We start from the raw sequence: 22,216 nt of genomic DNA on the forward strand, positions 1-22,216 counted from the left end.
CCTAAATATCCCGGGGGGCCGTTCGTCGTGCGCCATCGGTGCAAGCACGATGGATGGCGGGCTGGCCCCCACCACGCCGCGTTCCCGCCAAGCGCCACGCCATCCGCAACGCCTCGACGGTCGAGCCGGGATTGGCCAGACCCTGACCGGCAATATCGAACGCCGTGCCATGATCGGGCGAGGTCCGCACGATCGGCAGACCCAGCGTCACGTTCACACCGCGGTCGAAATCCAGCGTCTTGATCGGGATGAGCGCCTGATCGTGATACATGCAGATCGCCGCATCGTACCCGTCGCGCGCCGCCGCGTGAAACATCGTGTCCGCCGAAAGCGGTCCGGCGATGTCCATCCCTTCGGACCGCAACCGCTTCAGAACCGGCGCGATCACGTCAATCTCCTCGCGGCCCATGCGCCCGCCTTCGCCCGCATGAGGGTTGAGCCCGGCCACCGCGAGGCGAGGGGCGTCGATGCCGAACCGATCCCGCAACGCGGCATGGGTGATCCTGATCCGCGTCTCCAGCAGGTCGGGCGTCAGCGCCAGCTTGACCTCCGAAAGCGGGATATGGATCGTCACCGGCACCACCCGCAAAGCGGGACCGGCCAGCATCATCACCACATCGGGCGTATCGCACAGATGCGCGAGAAATTCCGTATGTCCGGGAAAACCGAAACCCGCGCCTTCCTGCAAGGCCTGTTTGTGGATGGGCAGGGTGCAGATCCCGCCGGCCTTGCCGCTGCGCGCCAGCGCGACGGCGCGTTCGATCACCGCCACCACGCCGCGCGCTTGTGCCGGCTGCGGCTGGCCGGTCCGGCGCGGCCCGTCGAACGGATGCACCAGGACCGGCAATGCGCGGCCCGTTTGCAAAGCCTCATCCGGCGCTGCGATGGCCTGCCATTCGGCCTCGTCGGGCAGATGCGCAGGATCGCCGATGAGGAAAAACGGCACGTCCCCGCGCAGCGCCTCCCACGCCGCGACGGCAAGCTCTGGCCCGATCCCGGCCGGCTCCCCGATGGTCAGCGCGATGGGGGCCGGGTTCATGGCGTTGTGATACGGGCATCGGCGCGGAGCTGCGCGAGATAGCTCTCTGCCATGGATTGCAGGCGCTGGTTGCGCAGGCCAAGCGCGAATTGCTGGCGGTCGACATCCTCGCCCGCCTCTGCCGTGCGGCCGCACAGCATCAGGAACACCAAGGTTTGCCCATTTGAACGCGTCAACGCGGTCGAGACCTCTCCGGCATCGAGCTTGCTCAGCTCGAAGGCGATATCAGTCGGTATCTCCGATGGCGGCAGGCTCTGACGTTCGAGAACCTCCGGCGGCTGGCCTTGCGCCACACCGTAGAGATCGTCGCAGCGGTCGAGCTTGCTTTGCAGCACCCGCGCCTTCGCAAGCGTCTCGGTGCTGCGCCCGCCGGGCATGTAATAGGCCGCGTATTCGATCGCCGCATAGCTCGGCGCGTCATAGCCCGTTTCCTCGATATCGCGCAGCTGAAACAGCGCGACCGCGTTGGGGATCGGCAGCGGATCGGTGACCTCGCCCGGTGCCAGCGCCAGAACGCGCGGCCGCAGGACGGGCGGCAGATCGTCGAGGTTCTGCCAGGGCAGCCGCCCCCCGGCCTGTTTCGTCGCGGTGGCCGAATAGCGGCGCGCGGCGGCGGAGAACTCGGACACCGATGTCGTCTGGCTGATCCGTTCGGCGCGCTGCATCACCTCGTCGGCCTGCTGCGGCGGGGCCGGCATGATGATCTCCGACAGCAGAACCCGCACCGAGGATCCGCCCGAGGCCCCCAGAGCGCGGTCGATTTCGGCCTCCGACAGGTTGACCCGCCCGGCGAAACGCGCCTGCACCAGCTGCCGCCAGCTCAGCCCGGCGCGCACGAAATCGCGGAAGGTCTGTTCGGCCACGCCCGCCCCGGCGAGCGCCTGCACGAATTCCTCGCGGCTCAGATCGGCGCGCGCGGCGAATTCGGTCATGCCGTCCAGCACCTCCTGCTCGGTCGGCGCGATCCCCGCCGCCTCGGCGGCCTGCGCGCGCAGGCGGTCGTCGATCAGCTGTTCGCGCGCCAGCTCGCGCGGGTTTCCCGGCGCGCGCAACACGCCGAGCATCCGCGCCCGCTGATCGAGCTCATAGGCCGTCACCACGCCTTCATTGACGCGCACGACGGGGGCAAAAAGGTTCTGCGCCGCGCCGGGCACCGCGCCGAGCGCAAGGCTGGCCGCAAGCGCCAAAGCGCCGAATTTCCGGGTGAGAAGATGCGTCACTTGCATGAGCGTCGGTACTCCTTGCCGCTGCCGCCGGTGCTGAAGCCTGTCAGCGCCACGGTCAGGCCGAAATCTGTCGATGGGTTCAGGTTAGAGGAAGAGGCAAAGCGGCGCGAGACCGAAAAATCCACCACGACACATTCGTTGCGGTATTCAGCGCCAAGCCCCGCCTTGAGAAATTGCCCTTCCGCGATGTCGTATCGCGTCTGGCCGGTGGCCGTCCAGTGGCGGTTCACATCGTAGCGCCCGGTCAGTCTCCATTGCGATTGCGCGTCGTCGCGATCTTCGTCGGCATCCGTTGTCAGCAGGATATAGGATGCCCCCAGCGCGTAGCGGCCGCGGTTGAGATCGGCGCGCATCTCGGCCTTGGCGAAACGGGTGTCGGTCATGTCGTAGAGCCCGCGCGCCAGAAGCTGGATGCCGCTCTTGTGCATGAAACGGCCCGAGACGAGCCAATCGGAAAATTCGCCGTCCAGCCCCGAGGAGCGCGAGAAATCACCGTCCAGATCCTCGCGCCAGACGCGCCCCAGCACCAGCGCCGCGCGCCAGCCATTCGGATCCTCACGCAGCCAGCGCAGCCCCGCCGCGCCGATCAGCCCGCGCTCGCGCCGGTCGGGCGCGGGAAAACGCGACAGCGCCAAAAGGTTGCCCTCGTCGAATTCGACGCGGGTGCTTTCGTCATTCGGCACGCCGAGCCGGTCCCCACCGACCCAGCCGACCTGCACGATGGGTTCGATGAGATCATTGCCGTCGTCGGATGTGCGCCGCACCAGCGGCCAGCGCAATTCAACGGAAGCCGCCGGGGTGAGTTGCGAATACTCCCCCTCTGCCGCCGCGTCCTGCCGGATCATGAAATGATCGGCGGACAGCTTCGCCACCGCACCCGCGCGCAGGCCGAAGGGCAGGGTCCAGCGATTGTGCCAGCTTAGATCGAGATTGGCCCGCGCCACGTCGCGCCCGTCCACCACGTCATCGGCATCCGGCCCGTCGATATCGGTATCCGAATAGCGGTAATGTCCGTGCAGGTCGAACCCGAGCCGGATCTCGCCGCCGATCCGATTTGGAAAATAGCGTTTGCGGTAGCGCAGATCGCCGATGATCGTTGGCTGCGTCGCGTTGTCCTCGCCATCGGTGAGGCTTTCGTAATGGATCGCGCCGGTGGAAAAGAAACTGTCGCGCCGCGTGCGCGACAGGGTGATCGCGCTATCCAGCCTGTCCTTGGTGAAGACGTTGTAATCGTTGAGATAGGCATCGTCCGTCACCGCCTCGATATCGAAATCCAGTCGGAAATCGCGCGGCAGGTCGAACCCGCCATTCGCGAAGAAGAGCCCGCGCAGATCGTCATCGGTGAGCGAATCGCGGCTCACCGCGCCGTCGATCCTCAGATCGCCGTTGCGGAAGGCCTGCCGGTAGCGCAGCTCCAGCGTGCTTGTGATGGGCGAGACATAGGGCGTCAGCGTCAGATCGGCATGATCGCCGAGCGGTATGAAATAGGGCAGGCGGATGCCGAAGCCCAGAAGCGTCGAGGTCTTGAGTTCGGGGATCAGGAAGCCCTGCGCGCGTTCCAGCGTCGGATCGGGAAGGCGCAGGCGCGGGATGTAGAAGACCGGCACGCCCAGCACGCGCAGCTGTGCATCGTCGAAATAGAGCTGCTGCGCCTCCGCGTCATGCACGACGCGGCTCGCGCGGATCGCCCAGAGCGGCTCCTCACCCGCGCAGACCTGGCACGAGGTCGCGGCCACCTTGCGCATGGCGGTATACCGCCCTTCGACGCGGGCGGCGCGGGCGGCGGCGATCTGCAACTGTTCGTCCAGAACGAGACGCGCGCTTTCCAGAAGCCCGTTGCGGAACCCCTGATCGAGGTCGGCCTCGGTCGCGGTGAGCACGTCGCCGTTGGGATCGGTGATGCGGATCGGCCCCTGGATATCAAGCGTGTTGGCCTCGCGGTCGAACACGATGCTCGTCGCAGTCAGGCGCGTGCCCTCGTGCAGCGCCTCGACATTGCCGGTGGCGACCAGCGTATCGCCGCCTTCCTCCACCAACACGGAATCGGTGAGCAGAAGCACATCGGCAGACTGCGCCGCAGCCGCGCCAGTCATCAGCGCGAATAGCCCTGCCAAGGCCGCGCGCCGCATCAGCCGTCCTCCCGTTGCAGGATCAACCCCAGCGCAAGCAGCACCGATGCCAGGGGCGGCGCCCAGGCGGCCACCAGCGCGTTCAGTTGCCCGTTTTCGCCCAGGATCTGCGCGAAGTTGCGCACGTAGTAGAGCGAAAATCCGAGCAGCACCGCCGACAGAACCGCGATCCCGGTGCCGCCGAGACGGCTGTGCCGCATGGTGAAGGCCGCGCCGATCAGCACCATCGACACGAGGAACACCGGCCGCGCCAGTTCCATCTGCAACCAGACCGCGTGTCGGCGCGCAGAGAACCCGGCGCTTTCCAGATCAGTGATATAGCCGCTCAGTTCCCAGACCGACACGGCGGAGGGGCGGCCGAACCGGTCCTTGATGCTGTCTTCGGTCAGCGTCGATGGCACCGTCAGTATACCGTAGACCTGCGCATTGGCTTCGGGGTTCAGCCCCACGCGCAACGGCCAGACCTTCGCGCCGCGCAGCTTCCAGGCACCGGCCTCCAAAGTGGCCTCCTCGGCCTCGATCCGCCGCACCGGCCCGCCGCCTTCGGCATAGGCCACGAACATCACGTCATAAAGCACCGTGCCGTCGGGGTTGGCCCGCGCTGCGCGGATCACCGTCTGGCCCGCGGGATCGGATTGCCGCAGCCAGAGCCCCTCCTTGCCGATGGACAGCGCCGAGGTCTCGCCGCTGCGATAGCTTTCGCGCAGATCGGCATAGGCTTTCGACGTGGCCGCGACGATCGGATTGCCCATCGCCACGGTCAGCCCGCCGATCACCACCGCGACCACCAGCGGCCCGACCAGCGCCACCAGCCCCGAACGCCCCGCAGCGCGCGTGACCACCAGTTCCGACGACCGTGCGAGCGACACGAAGAGCGCGATGGCCGACAGGATCATCACCAGAGGCAGGATCTGATACATCCCCTCGGGCGTGTTGAGCAGCGTCAGGTGCATGATCTCGCCGAAGCTCACGTCGTCGTCGAGCCGCCGGATCTGATCCACCAGATCGAGCAGAAGCTGAAACAGAAAGAAGATCGCGAAGATGCCGAGGAAGGTCCACAGGAAACGCCGCGCGAAATAGCGATGCAGGGTCACGCCGCCACCTCCCGCCGCCCGGCCCGGAAGGGCCGCGCCGCGATATGGAGCATGGCCCCCGCCAGCCCCAGCCCGACCGCCGATGGCAGATAGACCAGCGGCCAGAGCGCCGCATTGCTGCGCGTCGGATCGGTCACCGCGCTTTCCACCAGCTTGACGACGACCAGGAGGAAGATCGCCACCACGATCTGCCGCCCCACGCCGAAGCGGCTGAAACTGCCCGTCAGCAGCGTGGCGAACCCGATCAGCGCGGCCACCAGTCCCAGAAGGGCTTGTTGAAACCGCGAATGGAGCTCCTCGTTCACCCGCGCGATCGGCTCATCGACCAGCAGCGCGACCTCTGCCGGGCGCGTCAGAAGATCCCATGTCGGCACATGCCGCGAGCGCAGGTTGCGGTTCTGGCTCTGCACGATCATGTTGCTGATATCATAAGTGAAATTCTCGAAGATCGTGGTCGAGAGCTTGCCCGTCTCCACGTTCCGTGTCTGCGCCAGCCCGCTCACCATGACGAGCCGCGGCCCCTCAACCCCCTGCACGACATAGGCACGCTCGGCGGTATAGGTCACATCGCGATCCGCGCGGCGGCGGTCCGACAGGTAGACGTCGTGCAATTCGCCATCGGCGTCGATCTCGCGGATGAAGAAGGTCACGCCGGGGCCGGGATGAAGGAACGTGCCCTCGCGCAGGAGCCGCGCGCTGATCGAGCCGGAGATCTCGACCTCGCGCTCCTTCAACTGGTTGGTCGAGGCGGGCACGAGGAAATGCGTCAGCGCCGACATCATCAGCGCCACGATCAGCCCAAAGACCAGCACCGGGCGCGCCAGCCGCCAAGGGCTGTAGCCGCTCGATTGCACGACCGTCAGTTCCGAATCCCCGATCAGCCGGTTGGTGACATAGACCGCCGCCGCGAAGGACGCCATCGGCAAGACCCGCGCGATCACGCCCGGAAGGCTCAGCGCGGAAAATTCAAGGAACACCCCCGCCGAATGGCCATCCGCGATCAGCCGGTCGAACAGCACGACCGCCCGGTTCACCCAATAGACCGAGACGAGAACCAGAGAGAAGAACCCGAATAGGACCATGAGTTGCGACAGCATGTATCTGTCGAATCTTGGCACGGCGGACCCTCTCACACGGCGACATCGGGGCTTGCGCCCGTTCCCGTCCGGGTTTGCGGGAAAAGCCGCCTCTGGTCAACCGCGCGTGCGGGCGTTACCCCTTGGCGCGAAGCAATATACGGAGCACATCATGGCGGAACTTCGCGCAGTCACCTTTGAAGCGGTCGATCTCGATGCCCTCGCGGAGGCGCAGGGTCGGATCGCCGTTTTCGTCACCCCCGATGGCAAGCTCAGCCCCGCTGCGCGCCGGCTCAACCGGCTCACCAAGGGCGCACTGGCGCGGGCGGTCGAGTCCAGGGCGTTCGAAAAGCTGGACGAGGGAAAGGCGCTGGCGCTCGGCTATCCGGCGGGCATGGCCGCCGAAGCGGTCGATGTCGTCAAGCTGAACCGCCGCCCCGACGCCGATCTGGCCCGCCAGGCCGGCGCGGGCGTTGCGGCAAGCGGCGGGCGCTCGGCTCTTCTGCTGCTCGCCGAATCCGTCAAGCGCCCCGAGGAAATCGCGCTTGGCGCGCTGCTGCGCGGCTACGAGTTCGACGATCGCCGCACCCCGGCCGAGGATGCCGAAGCGCCCGGCAAGATCACCGTGATGTGCGCCAATCCCGAAGAGGTGGAAACCGCCGCCGCCGCGCGCATCGCCGTGGCCGAGGGCGTCATCTTCACCCGCAACCTCGTCAACGAGCCGGCCAACGTGCTGACCACCACCGAATTCGCCGCCCGCATCGAAGGGCTGCGCGATCTGGGTGTCGAGGTGGAAATCCTCGAAGAGACCGATCTGGAAAAGCTCGGCATGGGCGCGCTGCTGTGTGTCGGGCAGGGCTCCGACAGCCCGTCCAAAGTGGCGATCATGCGCTGGAAGGGCGGCGCGAAAGATGCCGCGCCGCTCGCGCTGATCGGCAAGGGCGTCGTCTTCGACACGGGCGGCATCTCGCTCAAGCCCGCCGCGGGCATGGAAGACATGACAATGGACATGGGCGGCGCGGGCGTCGTCGCCGGCGTCATGCGCGCGATTGCCGGGCGCAAGGCGAAGGCGAATGTCACCGGGCTTGTCGGGCTGGTGGAAAACATGCCGTCCGGCAACGCAACGCGCCCCGGCGACGTGGTCAAATCCCTGAAGGGCGACACGATCGAGGTCATCAACACCGATGCCGAGGGGCGGCTTGTGCTGGCCGATGTGCTCTGGCACGCGCAGGAAACCGAGAAACCGGCGGCGATGATCGATCTGGCGACCCTGACCGGCGCTTGCATCATCGCGCTGGGCCACGAAAACGCCGCCGTCTTTTCCAACGATGACGGCTTCGCGCAGGATTTCCTGAAAGCTGCCGGAACGGAGGGCGAAGGCGCATGGCGTCTGCCGCTGGGCAAGGCCTATGACGAGCAACTCAAATCGCGCATCGCGGACATGAAGAATGTCGGCGGCCGCCCCGCCGGCTCGATCACCGCGGCGCAGTTCCTCAAGCGGTTCGTCAAGGACGATGTGCCGTGGATCCATCTCGATATTGCCGGGGTCGCCAGCATCGACAAGGATCAGCCGCTCGCCCCGAAAGGCGCGTCGGGCTGGGGCGTGCGGGCGATCGACCGGCTCATCTCGGACAAGTTCGAAACCGAAGGCTGAGCCATTGGGCGCCGCGTATTTCTACCACCTGACCCGGCGCCCGCTGGAGGAGACCTTGCCCATGCTTCTGGGCAAGGCGCTCGGCGCGGGCTGGCGGGTGGCGGTGCGCGGCACCGATCCCGAACGGCTGGACTGGCTCGACCAGAAACTCTGGCTCGGCCCGGAGGACGGGTTCCTGCCGCACGGTCTGGCCGGCGGTCCGCATGACGCGGCACAGCCGGTGCTGCTGACCTTGGACGCGAACGCCGCCAATGCGCCGCATTGCGTGATGAGCATCGACGGCGCTGCGGTCGCACCGGACGAGGTGCAGGCGCTGGAGCGGGTCTGCGTGATTTTCGACGGCAATGACGAAAGCGCGGTTCAGGCGGCACGCACGCAATGGCGCAACCTGACCGGCGCGGGCTGTTCGGCGCAATACTGGTCAGAGACGTCGGGTCGCTGGGAGAAGAAGGCCGAGGCTTGAAAGTCTCAGGGTTAACAAAGGGTTAAAAGGTCAGAATGCGTGACGCATTGTTTCGCATGCGAAACATTGGGTCCGATTCGGCCCTATCGCCGCGCCGCCATTCCCGCCCCATTGTCGGCCCCCACGCTTTGTCCTAGGCTCTGCGGAAAGACCCGGAGGAACAGCGCATGGCAAAGAGCTTCGACATGATCGTGATCGGCGCGGGGCCGGGGGGCTATGTCGCCGCCATCCGGGGCGCGCAGCTCGGGCTGAACGTCGCCATCGTGGAGCGCGAGCATCTCGGCGGTATCTGCCTCAACTGGGGCTGCATCCCCACCAAAGCGATGCTGCGCAGCGCCGAAGTATTCCACCTGATGCATCGCGCCAAGGAGTTCGGACTTTCCGCCGACGGGATCGGCTACGATCTGGATGCGGTCGTCAAACGCTCGCGCAAGATCGCGGGGCAACTCAATTCCGGGGTCGGGCATCTGCTCAAGAAGAACAAGGTTCAGGTCTTCATGGGCGAGGCGAGCTTGCCCGCGAAGGGCAAGGTGTCGGTCAAGACCGACAAGGGCAGCGAGGATCTGGAGGGCAGGAACATCGTCATCGCCACCGGCGCGCGGGCGCGCGAATTGCCGGGGCTGGAGGCGGATGGCGATCTGGTCTGGACCTACAAGCACGCGCTGAAACCGCCCCGGATGCCGAAAAAGCTGCTTGTTGTCGGCTCGGGCGCCATCGGGATCGAGTTCGCCAGTTTCTTCAACACGCTGGGCGCCGAAACCACAGTGGTCGAGGTGATGGACCGTATCCTGCCCATCGAGGATGCCGAGATCAGCGCGTTCGCCGCGAAACAGTTCGCCGCGCAAGGCATGACGGTGCTGCCCAAGACGATGGTGAAGAAGCTCGACCGCGCCAAGGGCCGCGTGACGGCGCATCTGGAGACCGGCGGCAAGGTCAGCACGCAGGAGTTCGACACGGTGATCTCAGCCGTGGGCATCGTCGGCAATACCGAAGGGCTGGGGCTGGACGCGCTGGGCGTGAAGGTCGAGAAGACCCATATCGTCACCGACCCGCAGTGCCGCACCGGGGTTGAGGGGGTCTACGCCATCGGCGATATCGCCGGCGCGCCGTGGCTGGCGCACAAGGCCAGCCACGAGGGCGTCATGGTGGCCGAACTGATTGCCGGGCAGGATGCCCATGCGGTCGATCCCTCCGCCATTGCGGGTTGCACCTATTGCAATCCGCAAGTCGCCAGCGTCGGGCTGACGGAAACGCAGGCCAAAGAGCAGGGTTTCGATGTGAAAGTCGGGCGCTTCCCGTTCATCGGCAACGGCAAGGCCATCGCGCTGGGGGAGGCGGAAGGGCTCATCAAGACAGTGTTCGACGGCAAGACCGGCGCGCTTCTGGGCGCGCATATGGTCGGCGCGGAGGTGACGGAGCTTATCCAGGGCTATATCGTCGCGCGCCAGCTGGAGACGACCGAGGAAGATCTGATGCAGACCGTCTTCCCGCACCCGACCCTGTCGGAGATGATGCACGAAAGCGTGCTGGACGCCTTCGGCCGGGCGATCCATTTCTAGCATGCAACCGGCCGCGTTCAGCGGCCGAAATTCTCGTCCTTCTTCTGTCCATGCACCCGCGCGCGGATGAAGGCGCTCGCCTTCCGTTCGGCCATGCGCACGCGGATCGCCGTCAGGAACGCCTCTTCGAGCGTGGTGGAGGCCGCGCCAAGCTCGGCGGCGACTTCCATGAAGAAACGGTCATCGCCGAGATCCTTCATCGCCTTGAGCGTCTCGTCGGCCAGTTTTTCGGCCAGATCGTCTACCATCGACATGTGCGTTTCCTCAGCGGGAGTTCTCGGTCAGGCGGCGCTTCACATAGGTGGTCACGGTGCCGATCATCGTGTCCATATGCGGCTCCTTGAAGAAATGGTCCGCGCCCTCGATCTCCTCGTGGGTGACGGTGATCCCCTTCTGCTCGGCCAGCTTGGCGACGAGGTTGCCCGTGTCCTGCGGCGGCGCGACGCGGTCGCCGGTGCCGTTGATGATGAGCCCCGATGACGGGCAGGGCGCGAGGAAGGAGAAATCGTACATATTCGCGGGCGGGCTGACCGAGATGAAGCCGGTGATCTCGGGCCGGCGCATCAGAAGCTGCATGCCGATCCAGGCGCCGAAGCTGAAGCCGGCGACCCAGCAATGCTTGGAATTATTGTTCATCGATTGCAGGTAATCGAGCGCCGCCGCAGCGTCGCTGAGCTCGCCCACGCCCTGATCGTATTCCCCCTGGCTGCGTCCGACGCCGCGGAAATTGAAGCGCAGCACGGTGAAGCCCATGTTGTAGAAGGCGTAATGCAGGTTATACACCACCTTGTTGTTCATCGTGCCGCCGAATTGCGGGTGCGGATGCAGGACGATGGCGATGGGCGCATCGCGTTCCTTCTGCGGATGGTAGCGGCCTTCGAGGCGGCCTTCGGGTCCGGGAAAAATCACCTCGGGCATGGGCGGGGGTGGCTCCTGACTGGGGCATGGGCGCGGTTGTACGGGAAATTGACAACTTCGCTCAGGCAACTTAGAACGGTTCTAAATACGGGGCATGCCCCGAGAAGATGATCCGCACATAGGCAATCGGCCCTGCAAGGTCAATTCCATCGGCGCGGCGGGGGAGAAAGCGTATGAAACTGAGCACCAAGGGACGCTACGCGATGGTCGCGCTGGCCGATATCGCGCTCCAGCCGGAGGGCGAGTTGGTCACGCTGGGCGAGATCGCGCAGCGCCAGGACGTGTCCTTGCCCTATCTCGAACAGCTTTTCGTCAAGCTGCGCCGGGCGGGGCTCGTGGCTTCGGTGCGCGGGCCGGGCGGCGGCTACAAGCTGGCGCGCCCGGCAAGCGAGATCCGGGTTGTCGATGTGCTGGCGGCGGTCGATGAAACGGTGGACGCGATGCACAAGGGCGCGGGCGCGTCCGGCGGGCTGTCGGGCAGCCGGGCGCAATCCATGACCAACCGGCTTTGGGAGGGGCTGTCGGCGCATGTCTACGTGTTCCTGCACCAGACGCGGCTTTCGGACGTGGTGAACAATTCGCTGGCGCCTTGCCCGGCGGTGCCGAGCCTTTTCGCCGTGGTGGATGAATGACGGGCGCGGCGCTGATTTCCGGCGGCAGGAGCGAGGGGCCAGCCCCTCGCGCTCCCCGGGATATTTATGGCAAGAAGAAAGATGCAGCGGGGCTGATGTGAGGCGGGTCTATCTCGATCATAACGCGACCATGCCGCTTCGGGCCGAGGCGCGCGCGGCGATGATCTCGGCAATGGATCTGGTCGGCAATCCATCTTCGGTGCATGCCGAGGGACGGGCCTCAAAGGGGCTGATCGAGCGGGCGCGGGCGCAGGTGGCGGCGGCGTTCGGCGCGGATGGCGCGGATGTGGTGTTCGTGTCGGGCGCGACGGAAGCGGCGGCTCTTGCGCTTGCCGGGCGCGGGCTTGCCGGCGCGGCGGTCGAACATGACGCGGTGCGTGCGTGGATCGATCCGGTTTTGCCGGTGGATGCTTCGGGGCGGATCGGGGTGGGCGATCCGGGGCGCGCGGCGGTGCAACTGGCCAATTCCGAAACCGGGGTGGTGCAGGATTTACCGCAAGGTGTTGCCGTGGTGGATGCAACGCAGGCCTTCGGCAAGCTGCCGGTGGCGTTCAACTGGCTGGGCTGCGGGATGGCGCTGATTTCGGCGCATAAGATCGGCGGGCCGAAGGGCGTCGGCGCATTGGTGATGAAGCGGGGCACGGATCTGGCGGCGCAGATCAGGGGCGGCGGGCAGGAAATGGGTCGCCGGTCGGGCACCGAGAACGTGATCGGGATCGCCGGGTTCGGTGCGGCGGCCGAGGCAGCGGCGCGGGATCTGGCGAACGGGGTATGGGACCGGGTCGAAAAATTTAGAAACATTCTAAATTCATCTATTGCGGATGGCGCAAAAGAGACTATTTTTGTCGGGAAAGATACGCATCTGCTGCCGAACACCAGTTGCTTCATCGCGCCCGGCTGGAAGGGCGAGACGCAGGTGATGCAGATGGATCTGGCCGGTTTCGCGATCAGCGCCGGGTCGGCCTGTTCGAGCGGCAAGGTGAAGGCGAGCGCGGTGCTGACCGCGATGGGATATGACGAGGCCGAGGCGGGATGCGCGATCCGCGTGTCGCTGGGGCCGCAGACCACCCTCGATGAGGTGGGCCGGTTCGCGGAGACGTGGCTGGCAAAATGGGAAAAACACCGCGCGCGGGCCGCGTGAGGCAATCGGAAAGGTGCAAGCATGGCTGCTTTGGACAACAAGACCAGTGTCAAGGAAGGTGTCGATCAGGAGACGGTCGATGCGGTGCGCGAGGTCGGCGGCGCCTATAAATACGGTTGGGAGACCGATATCGAGATGGACTACGCCCCCAAGGGGCTCAATCCCGATATCGTGCGGCTGATCTCGGAGAAGAACGGCGAGCCGGAATGGATGACCGAGTGGCGCCTTGCGGCCTATGAGCGCTGGCTGCAGAAGGAAGAGCCCGATTGGGCGATGGTCGATTATCCGCAGATCGATTTTCAGGACCAGTATTACTATGCCCGGCCCAAGAGCATGGAGGTGAAGCCGAAATCGCTCGACGAGGTCGATCCGAAATTGCTGGCGACCTACGAAAAGCTCGGGATTCCGCTCAAGGAACAGATGATCCTGGCCGGTGTCGAGGGCGCGGAAGGCGCGGCGGCGGAAGGCCGGGTCGGCGGCGGCGAGGAGGTGCGCAAGGTCGCCGTGGACGCGGTGTTCGATTCGGTGTCCGTCGGCACGACCTTCCAGAAGGAGTTGCGCGAGGCGGGGGTGATCTTCTGCTCGATCTCCGACGCGATCCGCGATCATCCTGAGCTGGTCAAGAAATATCTCGGCTCGGTCGTGCCGGTGTCGGACAATTATTATGCAACGCTGAACAGCGCGGTCTTCTCCGACGGCTCTTTCGTCTATGTGCCGCCCGGTGTGCGCTGCCCGATGGAGCTTTCGACCTATTTCCGCATCAATGCGGAGAATACCGGCCAGTTCGAACGCACGCTCATCATCGCGGACAAGGGCTCTTACGTCAGCTATCTCGAAGGCTGCACCGCGCCGCAGCGCGATACCGCGCAGCTTCACGCGGCGGTGGTGGAGATCATCGTCGAGGAAGACGCGGAAGTGAAGTATTCCACCGTTCAGAACTGGTTCCCGGGCGATGAGGACGGCAAGGGCGGCATCTACAATTTCGTGACCAAGCGGGCCGATTGCCGGGGCGCGCGGTCGAAATGCATGTGGACGCAGGTGGAGACAGGATCGGCGGTGACATGGAAATACCCGTCCTGCATCCTGCGCGGCGATGACAGCCAGGGCGAGTTCTACTCGATCGCGATTACGAACAACCATCAGCAGGCCGATACCGGCACGAAAATGATCCATCTGGGCAAGAACACCAAGAGCCGGATCGTCTCGAAGGGGATTAGCGCGGGGCACGCACAGAACACCTATCGCGGGCTCGTGTCAATGCACCCGAAGGCAAAGAATTCGCGCAACTATACCCAGTGCGACAGTCTGCTGATCGGCAGCCTCTGCGGGGCGCATACGGTGCCTTATATCGAGGTGAAGAACAATTCCTCGCGCGTTGAGCATGAGGCGACGACGTCCAAGGTGGATGACGATCAGCTCTTCTATTGCCGCCAGCGCGGCATGGACGAGGAAGAGGCGGTCGCGCTCGTCGTCAACGGGTTCTGCCGGGACGTGCTTCAGGCGCTGCCGATGGAATTCGCGATGGAAGCGCAGCAGCTGGTAGCGATTTCGCTTGAGGGATCGGTGGGCTAGGCTTCGCCCGGCCGCTCTGAAAAGGAAACAGGCATGATCGTCACGACCACACATAGCATCGAGGGTCAGAGGATCCTCGAATATAAGGGCATCGTTGTCGGCGAGGCGATCATGGGCGCGAATGTCGTGCGCGATCTTTTCGCTCGGATCACCGATATCGTCGGCGGCCGCTCGGGGGCCTATGAGGCCAAGCTGCAGGACGCGCGCGATGTCGCGATGCGCGAGCTCGAACAGCGCGCGGCGGCGATGGGCGGCAATGCCGTTGTCGGGGTCGATCTGGATTACGAGGTTGTCGGAGATTCGATGCTCATGGTGTCGGTCAGCGGCACGGCGGTTCTGACGGACAAAGGTTAACGCGAAGCGCGAGATGCAATAATGGGCCGTCCGTGCGGTCCGGGGAATGAAAAGGGCAAACAAATGTTGGAAATCAAGAACCTTCACGTTGAACTTGAGGAAGAGGACAAGAAGATCCTCAAGGGTGTTGACCTGACCGTCGAGGCCGGCAAGGTGCATGCGATCATGGGGCCGAACGGGTCGGGTAAATCGACGCTGTCCTATGTTTTGTCGGGCCGGGATGGCTATGAGGTGACGGAGGGCAGCGCAACGCTCGAAGGCAACGACATTCTGGACATGGAACCCGAAGAGCGCGCGGCGGCGGGGCTGTTTCTGGCGTTCCAGTATCCGGTCGAGATTCCGGGCGTCGGCAACATGACCTTCCTGCGCACGGCGGTGAATGCACAGCGCAAGGCGCGCGGGCAGGAGGAAATGTCGGCGACGGAGTTTCTCAAGGAAATTCGCGCGCGGGCGAAGGACCTGAAGATCGACGCGGAGATGCTCAAGCGCCCGGTCAATGTCGGCTTTTCCGGCGGCGAGAAGAAGCGCAACGAGATCCTGCAGATGGCGATGCTGGAGCCGAAGCTTTGCATCCTTGACGAGACCGATTCCGGGCTCGATGTGGATGCGATGAAACTGGTGGCCGATGGCGTCAACGCGCTGCGCGACGAAGGGCGCGGGTTTCTTGTCATCACGCATTACCAGCGGCTTCTGAACCACATCAAGCCGGATGTGGTGCATATCATGTCGGATGGCCGGATCGTAAAGACGGGCGGTCCTGAACTGGCGCTGGAGGTCGAGAATAACGGCTATGCGGATATCCTCGCGGAGGTGGCGTAATGGCGTTGCCCCAGGTCAAACAGGACGCGACAGAGGCGCGGTTGGCGGCTCTGGACATGCCAAAGGGCGGTTGGCCCGAGGCGGCGCGGAAGGATGCGATGGGCCGCGTTCGGGCGATGGGTCTGCCGCACGCGCGGGATGAGTATTGGAAATACACCCGCCCCGACACGCTGGTGCAGCCCGAAGCGCCCGAGGCGGCGCTGTTCGACGACGGCGATGCGCCGGTTTTCGGCGGGGTGGACAGCCTCAAGCTGGTGTTCGTGGATGGTGTCTTCGACGAGGCGGCTTCCGACGCGGCTGCGCTGGAGCATGTGAGCATCGACCGGCTTGCGGATGCGCCAGATATCCACTGGGCGAAAGATCTCTACGGCACGCTCGAAGCGCGTGGGCAGGCGCCGGTGCAGCGGCCGCTGGCGGCGCTCAACACCGCCTATGCAAGCGACGGTGTTCTGATCCATGCCACGGGTCGCGCGGCAAAGCCTATCAGCCTGATTTACCGCCATAGATCAACGAGTTCCGATGCGATCCTGCATCATGTCGTGAAGATCGACAGCGGTGCGGAGCTGACCGTTCTGGAAAGCGGGCCGGCGGCGGCGCGGTTCAACAAGGTGATGGAAGTCGATATCGCGGATGGCGGCACGTTCCACCATGTCCGCGTGCAGGGCCGCGATCACGAGCGGCGTGCCGCGACGGCGATCTTTACGCGTTTGGGCACCGAGTCGGTGTTCAAGTCCTTCACGCTGACCGCAAATGGCGTTCTGACGCGCAACGAATGTGTGATTGAGTTGACCGGCGACGATGCGGTCGCGCATGTGGCGGGTGCCTGCATGGGCGATGGGGATTTCCACCATGACGACACGGTGTTCATCACTCATGACGCGCTGAATTGCGAAAGCCGCCAGGTGTTCAAGAAAGTGCTGCGCAACGGCGCGAAGGGCGTCTTTCAGGGCAAGATCCTCGTCAAGGAAGGCGCGCAGAAAACCGATGGCTACCAGATCAGCCAATCGCTCCTGCTCGACGATGACAGCCAGTTCCTCGCCAAGCCGGAGCTTGAGATCTATGCCGACGATGTGGCTTGCTCGCATGGCTCCACCTCCGGCGCGATCGACGAGGAAGCGCTCTTCTACCTGCGCTCGCGCGGGATCGACGAAGGGCCGGCGACCGATCTTCTGACCATCGCCTTTCTGGCCGAAGCCGTGATGGAGATCGAGGACGAGAGCCTTCAGGACGAGATCAACGGCCTGGTCGAGGCCTGGCTGTCGCGGCGGCGCGGCTGAGCCACGATGCCGTTCACGCGCGATATCGCGGCCACCTACGCGGGGCCGGGCAAGGTCATGCGCCGGCTAAGGCGGGGCGGTCATCGCGAGGATCGCGCGCTGGCGATCCTGATGGGCGCCTGTGTCATCTTGTTCATCGCGCGCTGGCCGGCGCTCGCACGTCAGGCTTACGAGACAGGCGAGGAGTTGAGCATGCTGCTGGGCACCACGCTCATGGCGACGGTGATCCTGCTGCCGCTTCTGTTTTACGCGCTGGCATTTTTCGCTCATTGGGTCGCGCGCGCGCTGCGCGGCAAGGGGAGCGCCTTCGATGCGCGGCTTGCGCTGTTCTGGAGCTTGCTGGCCTCGTCGCCGCTGTTGCTGCTCAACGGGCTTGTCGCGGGGTTCATCGGGCCGGGGATCGAACTGACGCTTGTCGGAACGGCGTGGCTCGCGGTGTTCGTCTGGTTCTGGCTGGCGGGTATGGTCGCGCTTTACAGGAGGGCGGGCCATGACGGTTGACGGGTTCTTCCGTCTGGCGATGAACACGGTCACCGCCCCGCGCGACGTGGCGCGGCTGCTGCTTTCGCTCAACCTGCCGCATCAGGCGCTGTGGCTGGCCTTTTCGCTGGTGATCGTGCTGAACACGCTGATGTTCTCGCTTTCGGTCATGGTCATGCCCGCGTCCGACATGGTCGCGCCGGTGCTGGGCAGCCCGATCGTGTTCGGCGCGATGCTCGCGGTTTCGGTGGCTGCGCTCATCTTCATGGTCACCGTGTCGGGCCGCGTGATGGACGGCGCGGCCGGTTTCGCGCAGATCGCGGTTCTGGTGATCTGGCTTCAGGCGCTGCGGGTTCTGGTGCAGGGGGTCGTCGTCCTGCTCGGCCCGGTCAGCGGGACGCTTTCGGGGATCGTCGTTCTGGCGGCATCGCTTCTGGGCGTCTGGATTTTCGTGAATTTCATCGCCGTCGCGCATGAGACAGGGGGGCTGCTCAAGGCGGGCTTCATTCTGCTTCTCGCGGTCGCGGGCATGATGCTGGCGCTGAGCCTCATCTTCAGCCTGCTCGGCGTGCCAGCCGGAGGGCTTTCTGGATATGTATAACGTCAATGACATCCGTGCGGATTTTCCGATCCTGTCGCGAGAGGTGAACGGCAAGCCGCTGGTCTATCTCGACAACGGGGCGAGCGCACAGAAGCCGCAGGTCGTGCTCGACACCATCGCGCAGGCCTATGGCGCCGAATATGCCAATGTGCATCGCGGGCTGCATTACCTGTCGAACCTCGCCACCGACAAATACGAGGCGGTGCGCGGGACCATCGCGAAATTCCTCGGCGTGGCCGATGAGCGGCAGATCGTGATGAACACCGGCACCACGATGGGGATCAACACGGTCGCCTATGGCTGGGCGATGCCGAACCTTGAGCCGGGCGATGAGATCATCCTGTCGGTGATGGAGCATCACGCCAATATCGTGCCCTGGCATTTCCTGCGCGATCGGCAGGGCGTGGTGATCAAATGGGTCGATGTGGACAGCACTGGCGCGCTCGATCCGCAGGCTGTGATCGATGCGATGGGCCCGAAAACGAAGCTGATCGCGGTGACGCATCTGTCGAACGTGCTGGGCACTGTCGTCGATGTAAAACCGATCATCGTTGCGGCCCGCGAGCGCGGGATCGCCACGCTGATCGACGGCTCTCAGGCGGCGGTTCACATGCCGGTCGATGTGGATGATCTGGGCTGCGATTTCTATGCCATCACCGGCCACAAGCTCTATGGCCCGTCCGGGTCGGGCGCGATTTTCATGCGGCGCGAGCGCATGGCCGAGATGCGCCCCTTCATCGGCGGTGGGGACATGATCCGCGAGGTCCACAAGGACGAGATCACATGGGCCGACCCGCCGATGATGTTCGAGGCAGGCACCCCCGGCATCGTTGCGCAGATCGGGCTGGGCGCGGCGCTCGACTACATGATGACGCTCGGCATGGACAGTATCGCGGCGCATGAAACCCGTTTGCGCGATTACGCGCGGCAGCGGCTGGACGGTCTGAACTGGCTCCAGGTGCAGGGCACGACTCCCGACAAGGCGGCGATCTTCAGCTTCACGATGGAGGGCGCGGGCCACGCGCATGACATCTCGACCATTCTCGACAAGAAGGGCGTTGCCGTGCGGGCGGGGCATCACTGTGCCGGTCCGCTGATGGATCATCTGGGCGTCACCGCGACCTGCCGCGCCTCGTTCGGGCTTTATAACACCGAAAAAGAGGTGGATGTTCTGATCGACGCGCTGGAACTGGCGCACGATCTTTTCGCCTGAAGGAGGGAACATGACGCGTCCGGTCGTCGGGATCATCGGCAATCAGCACCTCATCAACGATGAGTATCCCGCCCATGCCGGCGGGTCGATGAATTCCGAGGCGATCTCGCAAGTGTCGGAGTGCCTGCCGCTGCTGATCCCCGCCGATCCGAGGCTGGTGTCGGTGGCCGAACTGATGGAGACCTGCGACGGGTTTCTCTTTACCGGCGGCCGCCCGAACGTGCATCCGGAGGAATATGGCGAGGCCGAAACCGAGGCGCATGGCGCTTTCGACCGGGCGCGCGATGCGATCACGCTGCCGCTCATCCGGGCATGTGTCGAACGCGGGCAACCCATTCTCGGCATCTGCCGTGGCTTTCAGGAGGTCAATGTCGCGATGGGCGGCACGCTGCACCCGGAAATTCGCGATCTGCCGGGGCGCGACAATCACCGGATGCCGCCCGACGGCTCGCTGGAAGAGAAATTCGCCCTGCGCCACTGCGTCCGCCTGCGCGAGGGCGGCGTCTTTCATCGCCTCTTCGGTTCGGCGGAGGTGATGACGAACACGCTGCACGGGCAGGGCATCAAGACCCCCGGCGCGCGCATCGTGATCGACGGCCATGCGCCCGACGGCACGGCCGAGGCGATCTATGTGAAAGATGCGCCGGGGTTTACCCTTTCGGTGCAATGGCACCCCGAATGGAACGCCTGCAACGATCCCGTCTCCCGCCCGCTGTTCGAAGCCTTCGGAGATGCGGTGCGCGCGTGGAACGCAGGGGAAGCCGCGCCGGTCCAAGATCGCGCGTGCGTAGGTTAAATCGGGCCGGGGCGCTTCACGTCACCGCCTTTCGCGCCTTGAACTCCGGTCTGTCCCAGAGCCGATCCCCCATCACGCGGGCGAGGATCTCGACCGCGCGGTCGATATCGGCCTCGTTCAAGTAGAGCGGCGTGATGCCGAAACGCATGATGTCGGGCGCGCGGAAATCGCCGATGACGCCTTCGGCGATCAGCGCCTGGATCGCGGCATAGCCGTTTTCGAAGCGGAAGCTGACCTGCGATCCGCGCGCGTCCGGATCGCGCGGGCTGGCGAGCGACAGGTCCGGGCAGGCGTCGAGCGCGCCGGCGATGAACCGCTCCGACAGCGCGATGGAGCGTTCGCGCAGATCGGTCATGTCGACATCGTCCCAGACGTCGAGCGCCGCATCGAGCGCGGCGATCTGGACGATGGGCGGCGTGCCGACGCGCATCCGCGCAATACCGGCGCCTGCGCGGTAATCCAGATCGAAGGCGAAGGGGCTGTCATGGCCGAGCCAGCCCGATAGCGCGGGCAATGCGTTGCTCGCGTGACGCGGGGCCACGTAGATGAAGGCCGGCGCGCCCGGCCCGCCATTGAGGAACTTGTAGCTGCAACCCACGGCGAAATCGGCGCCTGCGCCCGTCAGATCGACGGGCAACGCTCCCGCAGAGTGCGCGAGATCCCAAACCGTGACGACGCCCGCCTCATGCGCGCGGCGCGTCAGATCGGCCATGTCATGCTTGCGGCCCGTCCGGTAATCCACCTCGGTCAGCATCGTGACGGCGATCTCCTCGGTGATCGCGGCGGCAACCTCTTCCGGCTCGACCAGCCGCAATTCGTAGTTCGGCCCCAGCAGCTTGATCAGCCCCTCGGCCATGTAGAGATCGGACGGAAAGTTGCCGCGGTCCGAGAGGATCACGCGCCTTTCGGGTGTCAGATCGAGCGCGGCGGCAAGCGCCTGGTAGACCTTGATCGACAGCGTATCGCCGACAACGACTTGGCCCGGTTCGGCCCCGATGAGCCGGGCGATCCGGTCTCCGACGCGGGCCGGCGCGTCCATCCAGCCGCAGGTGTTCCAGCCGGTGATGAGGTGATCGCCCCATTCCTCGCTCACGGTCCGCGCGACGCGCGCGGCGGCCGCCTTGGGCAGCGGCCCCAGCGAATTGCCATCCAGATAGATCATGCCCTCGGGCAGGTGAAACGCGGCGCGCGTGGCGGCGAAATCGGTCATGGTGACTCCTTGCGTCAAAGATCGGTGCGCAGATGCCAGAGATCGGGAAACAGCTCGACCTCCAGCATCCGCTTGAGATAGGAAACGCCCCCGGTGCCGCCGGTGCCGCGCTTGAAGCCGATGATCCGCTCGACCGTGGTGACATGGTTGAAGCGCCAGCGGCGGAAGTAATCTTCCAGATCGACCAGCTTTTCGGCCAGTTCGTACAGATCCCAGTATCGCGCCGGATCGCGGTAGACTTTCGCCCAGCCTGCCTGCGCTGCCTCGTTCGGCGCGTGCGGCCTCGCGCGGTCGCGCCCAAGCGCTTCGGGCGGCAGATCGACCGCCCCGGCCAGCCGCGCCAGCGCGCAATCGTAAAGCGACGGGCGCGCAAGCTCCGCCTTCAGCCGCTCGGCAATCTCGGCCCGGTGCGCATGGGGCCGGATCATCGCTGCGTTGCGATTGCCCAGAAGGAACTCGATCTCGCGATATTGCGCCGATTGAAACCCCGAGCTTTGGCCAAGCGCATCGCGGAACCGGGTGTAATCGCTCGGCGTCATGGTGCGCAGCACATCCCAGGCCGAATTGAGCTGCTCGAAAATCCGCGCGACCCGCGCCAGCAATTTGAACGCCGGCCGAATGTCATCCTGTCCGAGCATGTGCCGCGCCGCGTGCAATTCGTGCAATGCCAGCCGCATCCAAAGCTCGGAGGTCTGGTGCTGCACGATGAAAAGCATTTCGTCGGGCGCGTCGCTCAGCGGATGCTGCGCGTTCAACAGCGCATCGAGCCCGAGATAGTCGCCATAGGCCATGCGCCCGTCAAAGGCCATCTGCGCACCCTCGCGCGCCGGATCATAGGGGTCGGTCATGGCGCTCCTCACTTCGCTGGCGCGGACCCTACCGCGCTGGCGGGCAGGGGCAAGCGGCAAAACCGGGGATTGCAATTGTTATTCGCATTCGTGAATGTATGAGCGAACAGAGGAG

At 65.0% G+C, this 22,216-nt stretch carries 22 protein-coding genes; 13 read left to right on the plus strand and 9 right to left on the minus strand.

Going from position 1 to position 22,216, the window contains the following annotated elements:
* Position 1: 1 nt before the first annotated feature.
* Genes pdxA through lptF form a run of 5 tightly spaced genes read right to left on the minus strand, consistent with a single transcriptional unit; the run spans position 2 to position 6,585 of the window.
* Positions 2–1,039: a 4-hydroxythreonine-4-phosphate dehydrogenase PdxA gene (gene pdxA, locus M3465_RS14385; RefSeq protein ID WP_249502469.1), complete on the minus strand. Its 1,038-nt coding sequence runs from the start codon at positions 1,037–1,039 to the stop codon at positions 2–4.
* Complete coding sequence (locus tag M3465_RS14390) at positions 1,036–2,265, minus strand: peptidylprolyl isomerase (protein ID WP_249502470.1); 1,230 nt, start codon at positions 2,263–2,265, stop codon at positions 1,036–1,038. The genes pdxA and M3465_RS14390 overlap by 4 nt, the downstream gene beginning before the upstream one ends.
* Entirely contained in the window at positions 2,256–4,394 is a 2,139-nt protein-coding gene (locus M3465_RS14395) for an LPS-assembly protein LptD (protein ID WP_249502471.1), read from the minus strand. Before M3465_RS14395 ends, M3465_RS14390 begins: the two co-directional genes overlap by 10 nt.
* Positions 4,394–5,488, minus strand: coding sequence for an LPS export ABC transporter permease LptG (lptG, locus tag M3465_RS14400; RefSeq protein ID WP_249502472.1), 1,095 nt, complete (start codon positions 5,486–5,488; stop codon positions 4,394–4,396). The genes M3465_RS14395 and lptG overlap by 1 nt, the downstream gene beginning before the upstream one ends.
* On the minus strand, positions 5,485–6,585 hold the full coding sequence (lptF, locus tag M3465_RS14405; RefSeq protein ID WP_283255076.1) for an LPS export ABC transporter permease LptF: 1,101 nt from the start codon (positions 6,583–6,585) through the stop codon (positions 5,485–5,487). The genes lptG and lptF overlap by 4 nt, the downstream gene beginning before the upstream one ends.
* 151 nt (positions 6,586–6,736) lie before the next feature.
* Between lptF and M3465_RS14410 the strand changes: the two genes are divergently transcribed.
* The 3 genes from M3465_RS14410 (at position 6,737) to lpdA (ending at position 10,240) form a co-directional block, all read left to right on the plus strand.
* Positions 6,737–8,218: a leucyl aminopeptidase gene (locus tag M3465_RS14410; RefSeq protein ID WP_249502474.1), complete on the plus strand. Its 1,482-nt coding sequence runs from the start codon at positions 6,737–6,739 to the stop codon at positions 8,216–8,218.
* Between the two features lie 4 nt (positions 8,219–8,222).
* A complete protein-coding gene (locus M3465_RS14415; protein WP_249502475.1) occupies positions 8,223–8,681 on the plus strand; it encodes a DNA polymerase III subunit chi in 459 nt (152 codons plus the stop codon).
* A 167-nt stretch (positions 8,682–8,848) separates the two neighbouring features.
* Complete coding sequence (gene lpdA, locus M3465_RS14420) at positions 8,849–10,240, plus strand: dihydrolipoyl dehydrogenase (protein ID WP_249502476.1); 1,392 nt, start codon at positions 8,849–8,851, stop codon at positions 10,238–10,240.
* A gap of 17 nt (positions 10,241–10,257) precedes the next feature.
* Here the strand turns inward: lpdA and M3465_RS14425 are convergent, their stop codons facing one another.
* Together M3465_RS14425 and M3465_RS14430 are read right to left on the minus strand one after the other, a co-directional pair.
* On the minus strand, positions 10,258–10,494 hold the full coding sequence (locus tag M3465_RS14425) for a hypothetical protein (protein WP_249502477.1): 237 nt from the start codon (positions 10,492–10,494) through the stop codon (positions 10,258–10,260).
* A gap of 10 nt (positions 10,495–10,504) precedes the next feature.
* Entirely contained in the window at positions 10,505–11,158 is a 654-nt protein-coding gene (locus tag M3465_RS14430) for an alpha/beta hydrolase (RefSeq protein WP_249502478.1), read from the minus strand.
* 173 nt (positions 11,159–11,331) lie between these two features.
* Between M3465_RS14430 and iscR the strand changes: the two genes are divergently transcribed.
* From iscR to M3465_RS14480, 10 genes are all read left to right on the plus strand, one after another.
* The gene (gene iscR / locus M3465_RS14435; RefSeq protein ID WP_249502479.1) at positions 11,332–11,790 is read left to right on the plus strand and encodes a Fe-S cluster assembly transcriptional regulator IscR; all 459 of its coding nucleotides are present in this window, start codon (positions 11,332–11,334) and stop codon (positions 11,788–11,790) included.
* Positions 11,791–11,887: 97 nt separating this feature from the next.
* Positions 11,888–12,931 (plus strand): cysteine desulfurase family protein, encoded by a 1,044-nt coding sequence (locus M3465_RS14440; protein ID WP_249502480.1) that lies wholly within the window; start codon positions 11,888–11,890, stop codon positions 12,929–12,931.
* A 21-nt stretch (positions 12,932–12,952) separates the two neighbouring features.
* Complete coding sequence (gene sufB, locus M3465_RS14445; protein ID WP_249502481.1) at positions 12,953–14,503, plus strand: Fe-S cluster assembly protein SufB; 1,551 nt, start codon at positions 12,953–12,955, stop codon at positions 14,501–14,503.
* A 33-nt stretch (positions 14,504–14,536) separates the two neighbouring features.
* Complete coding sequence (locus tag M3465_RS14450) at positions 14,537–14,857, plus strand: heavy metal-binding domain-containing protein (protein ID WP_249502482.1); 321 nt, start codon at positions 14,537–14,539, stop codon at positions 14,855–14,857.
* A 63-nt stretch (positions 14,858–14,920) separates the two neighbouring features.
* Entirely contained in the window at positions 14,921–15,676 is a 756-nt protein-coding gene (sufC, locus tag M3465_RS14455; RefSeq protein ID WP_249502483.1) for a Fe-S cluster assembly ATPase SufC, read from the plus strand.
* Positions 15,676–16,953, plus strand: a complete 1,278-nt coding sequence (gene sufD / locus M3465_RS14460; RefSeq protein WP_249502484.1) for a Fe-S cluster assembly protein SufD — start codon at positions 15,676–15,678, stop codon at positions 16,951–16,953. The genes sufC and sufD overlap by 1 nt, the downstream gene beginning before the upstream one ends.
* Before the next feature lie 6 nt (positions 16,954–16,959).
* Positions 16,960–17,454: a YIP1 family protein gene (locus M3465_RS14465; RefSeq protein ID WP_249502485.1), complete on the plus strand. Its 495-nt coding sequence runs from the start codon at positions 16,960–16,962 to the stop codon at positions 17,452–17,454.
* On the plus strand, positions 17,444–18,034 hold the full coding sequence (locus tag M3465_RS14470) for a YIP1 family protein (RefSeq protein WP_249502486.1): 591 nt from the start codon (positions 17,444–17,446) through the stop codon (positions 18,032–18,034). Before M3465_RS14465 ends, M3465_RS14470 begins: the two co-directional genes overlap by 11 nt.
* A complete protein-coding gene (locus tag M3465_RS14475; RefSeq protein WP_249502487.1) occupies positions 18,027–19,247 on the plus strand; it encodes a cysteine desulfurase in 1,221 nt (406 codons plus the stop codon). The genes M3465_RS14470 and M3465_RS14475 overlap by 8 nt, the downstream gene beginning before the upstream one ends.
* Before the next feature lie 10 nt (positions 19,248–19,257).
* Positions 19,258–20,043, plus strand: coding sequence for a gamma-glutamyl-gamma-aminobutyrate hydrolase family protein (locus M3465_RS14480; RefSeq protein WP_249502488.1), 786 nt, complete (start codon positions 19,258–19,260; stop codon positions 20,041–20,043).
* A 16-nt stretch (positions 20,044–20,059) separates the two neighbouring features.
* On the opposite strand, the gene kynU is transcribed toward M3465_RS14480, so the two are convergent.
* Both kynU and kynA read right to left on the minus strand, forming a co-directional pair.
* Positions 20,060–21,253 carry a kynureninase gene (gene kynU / locus M3465_RS14485; protein WP_249502489.1) on the minus strand — a complete coding sequence of 398 codons (1,194 nt, stop codon included), beginning with the start codon at positions 21,251–21,253 and terminating at the stop codon, positions 20,060–20,062.
* Positions 21,254–21,267: 14 nt separating this feature from the next.
* Positions 21,268–22,101, minus strand: coding sequence for a tryptophan 2,3-dioxygenase (gene kynA, locus M3465_RS14490; RefSeq protein ID WP_249502490.1), 834 nt, complete (start codon positions 22,099–22,101; stop codon positions 21,268–21,270).
* Positions 22,102–22,216: the final 115 nt, after the last annotated feature.

This window comes from Marivita sp. GX14005 (genome assembly GCF_023370775.1).
Taxonomy (GTDB): domain Bacteria; phylum Pseudomonadota; class Alphaproteobacteria; order Rhodobacterales; family Rhodobacteraceae; genus Marivita.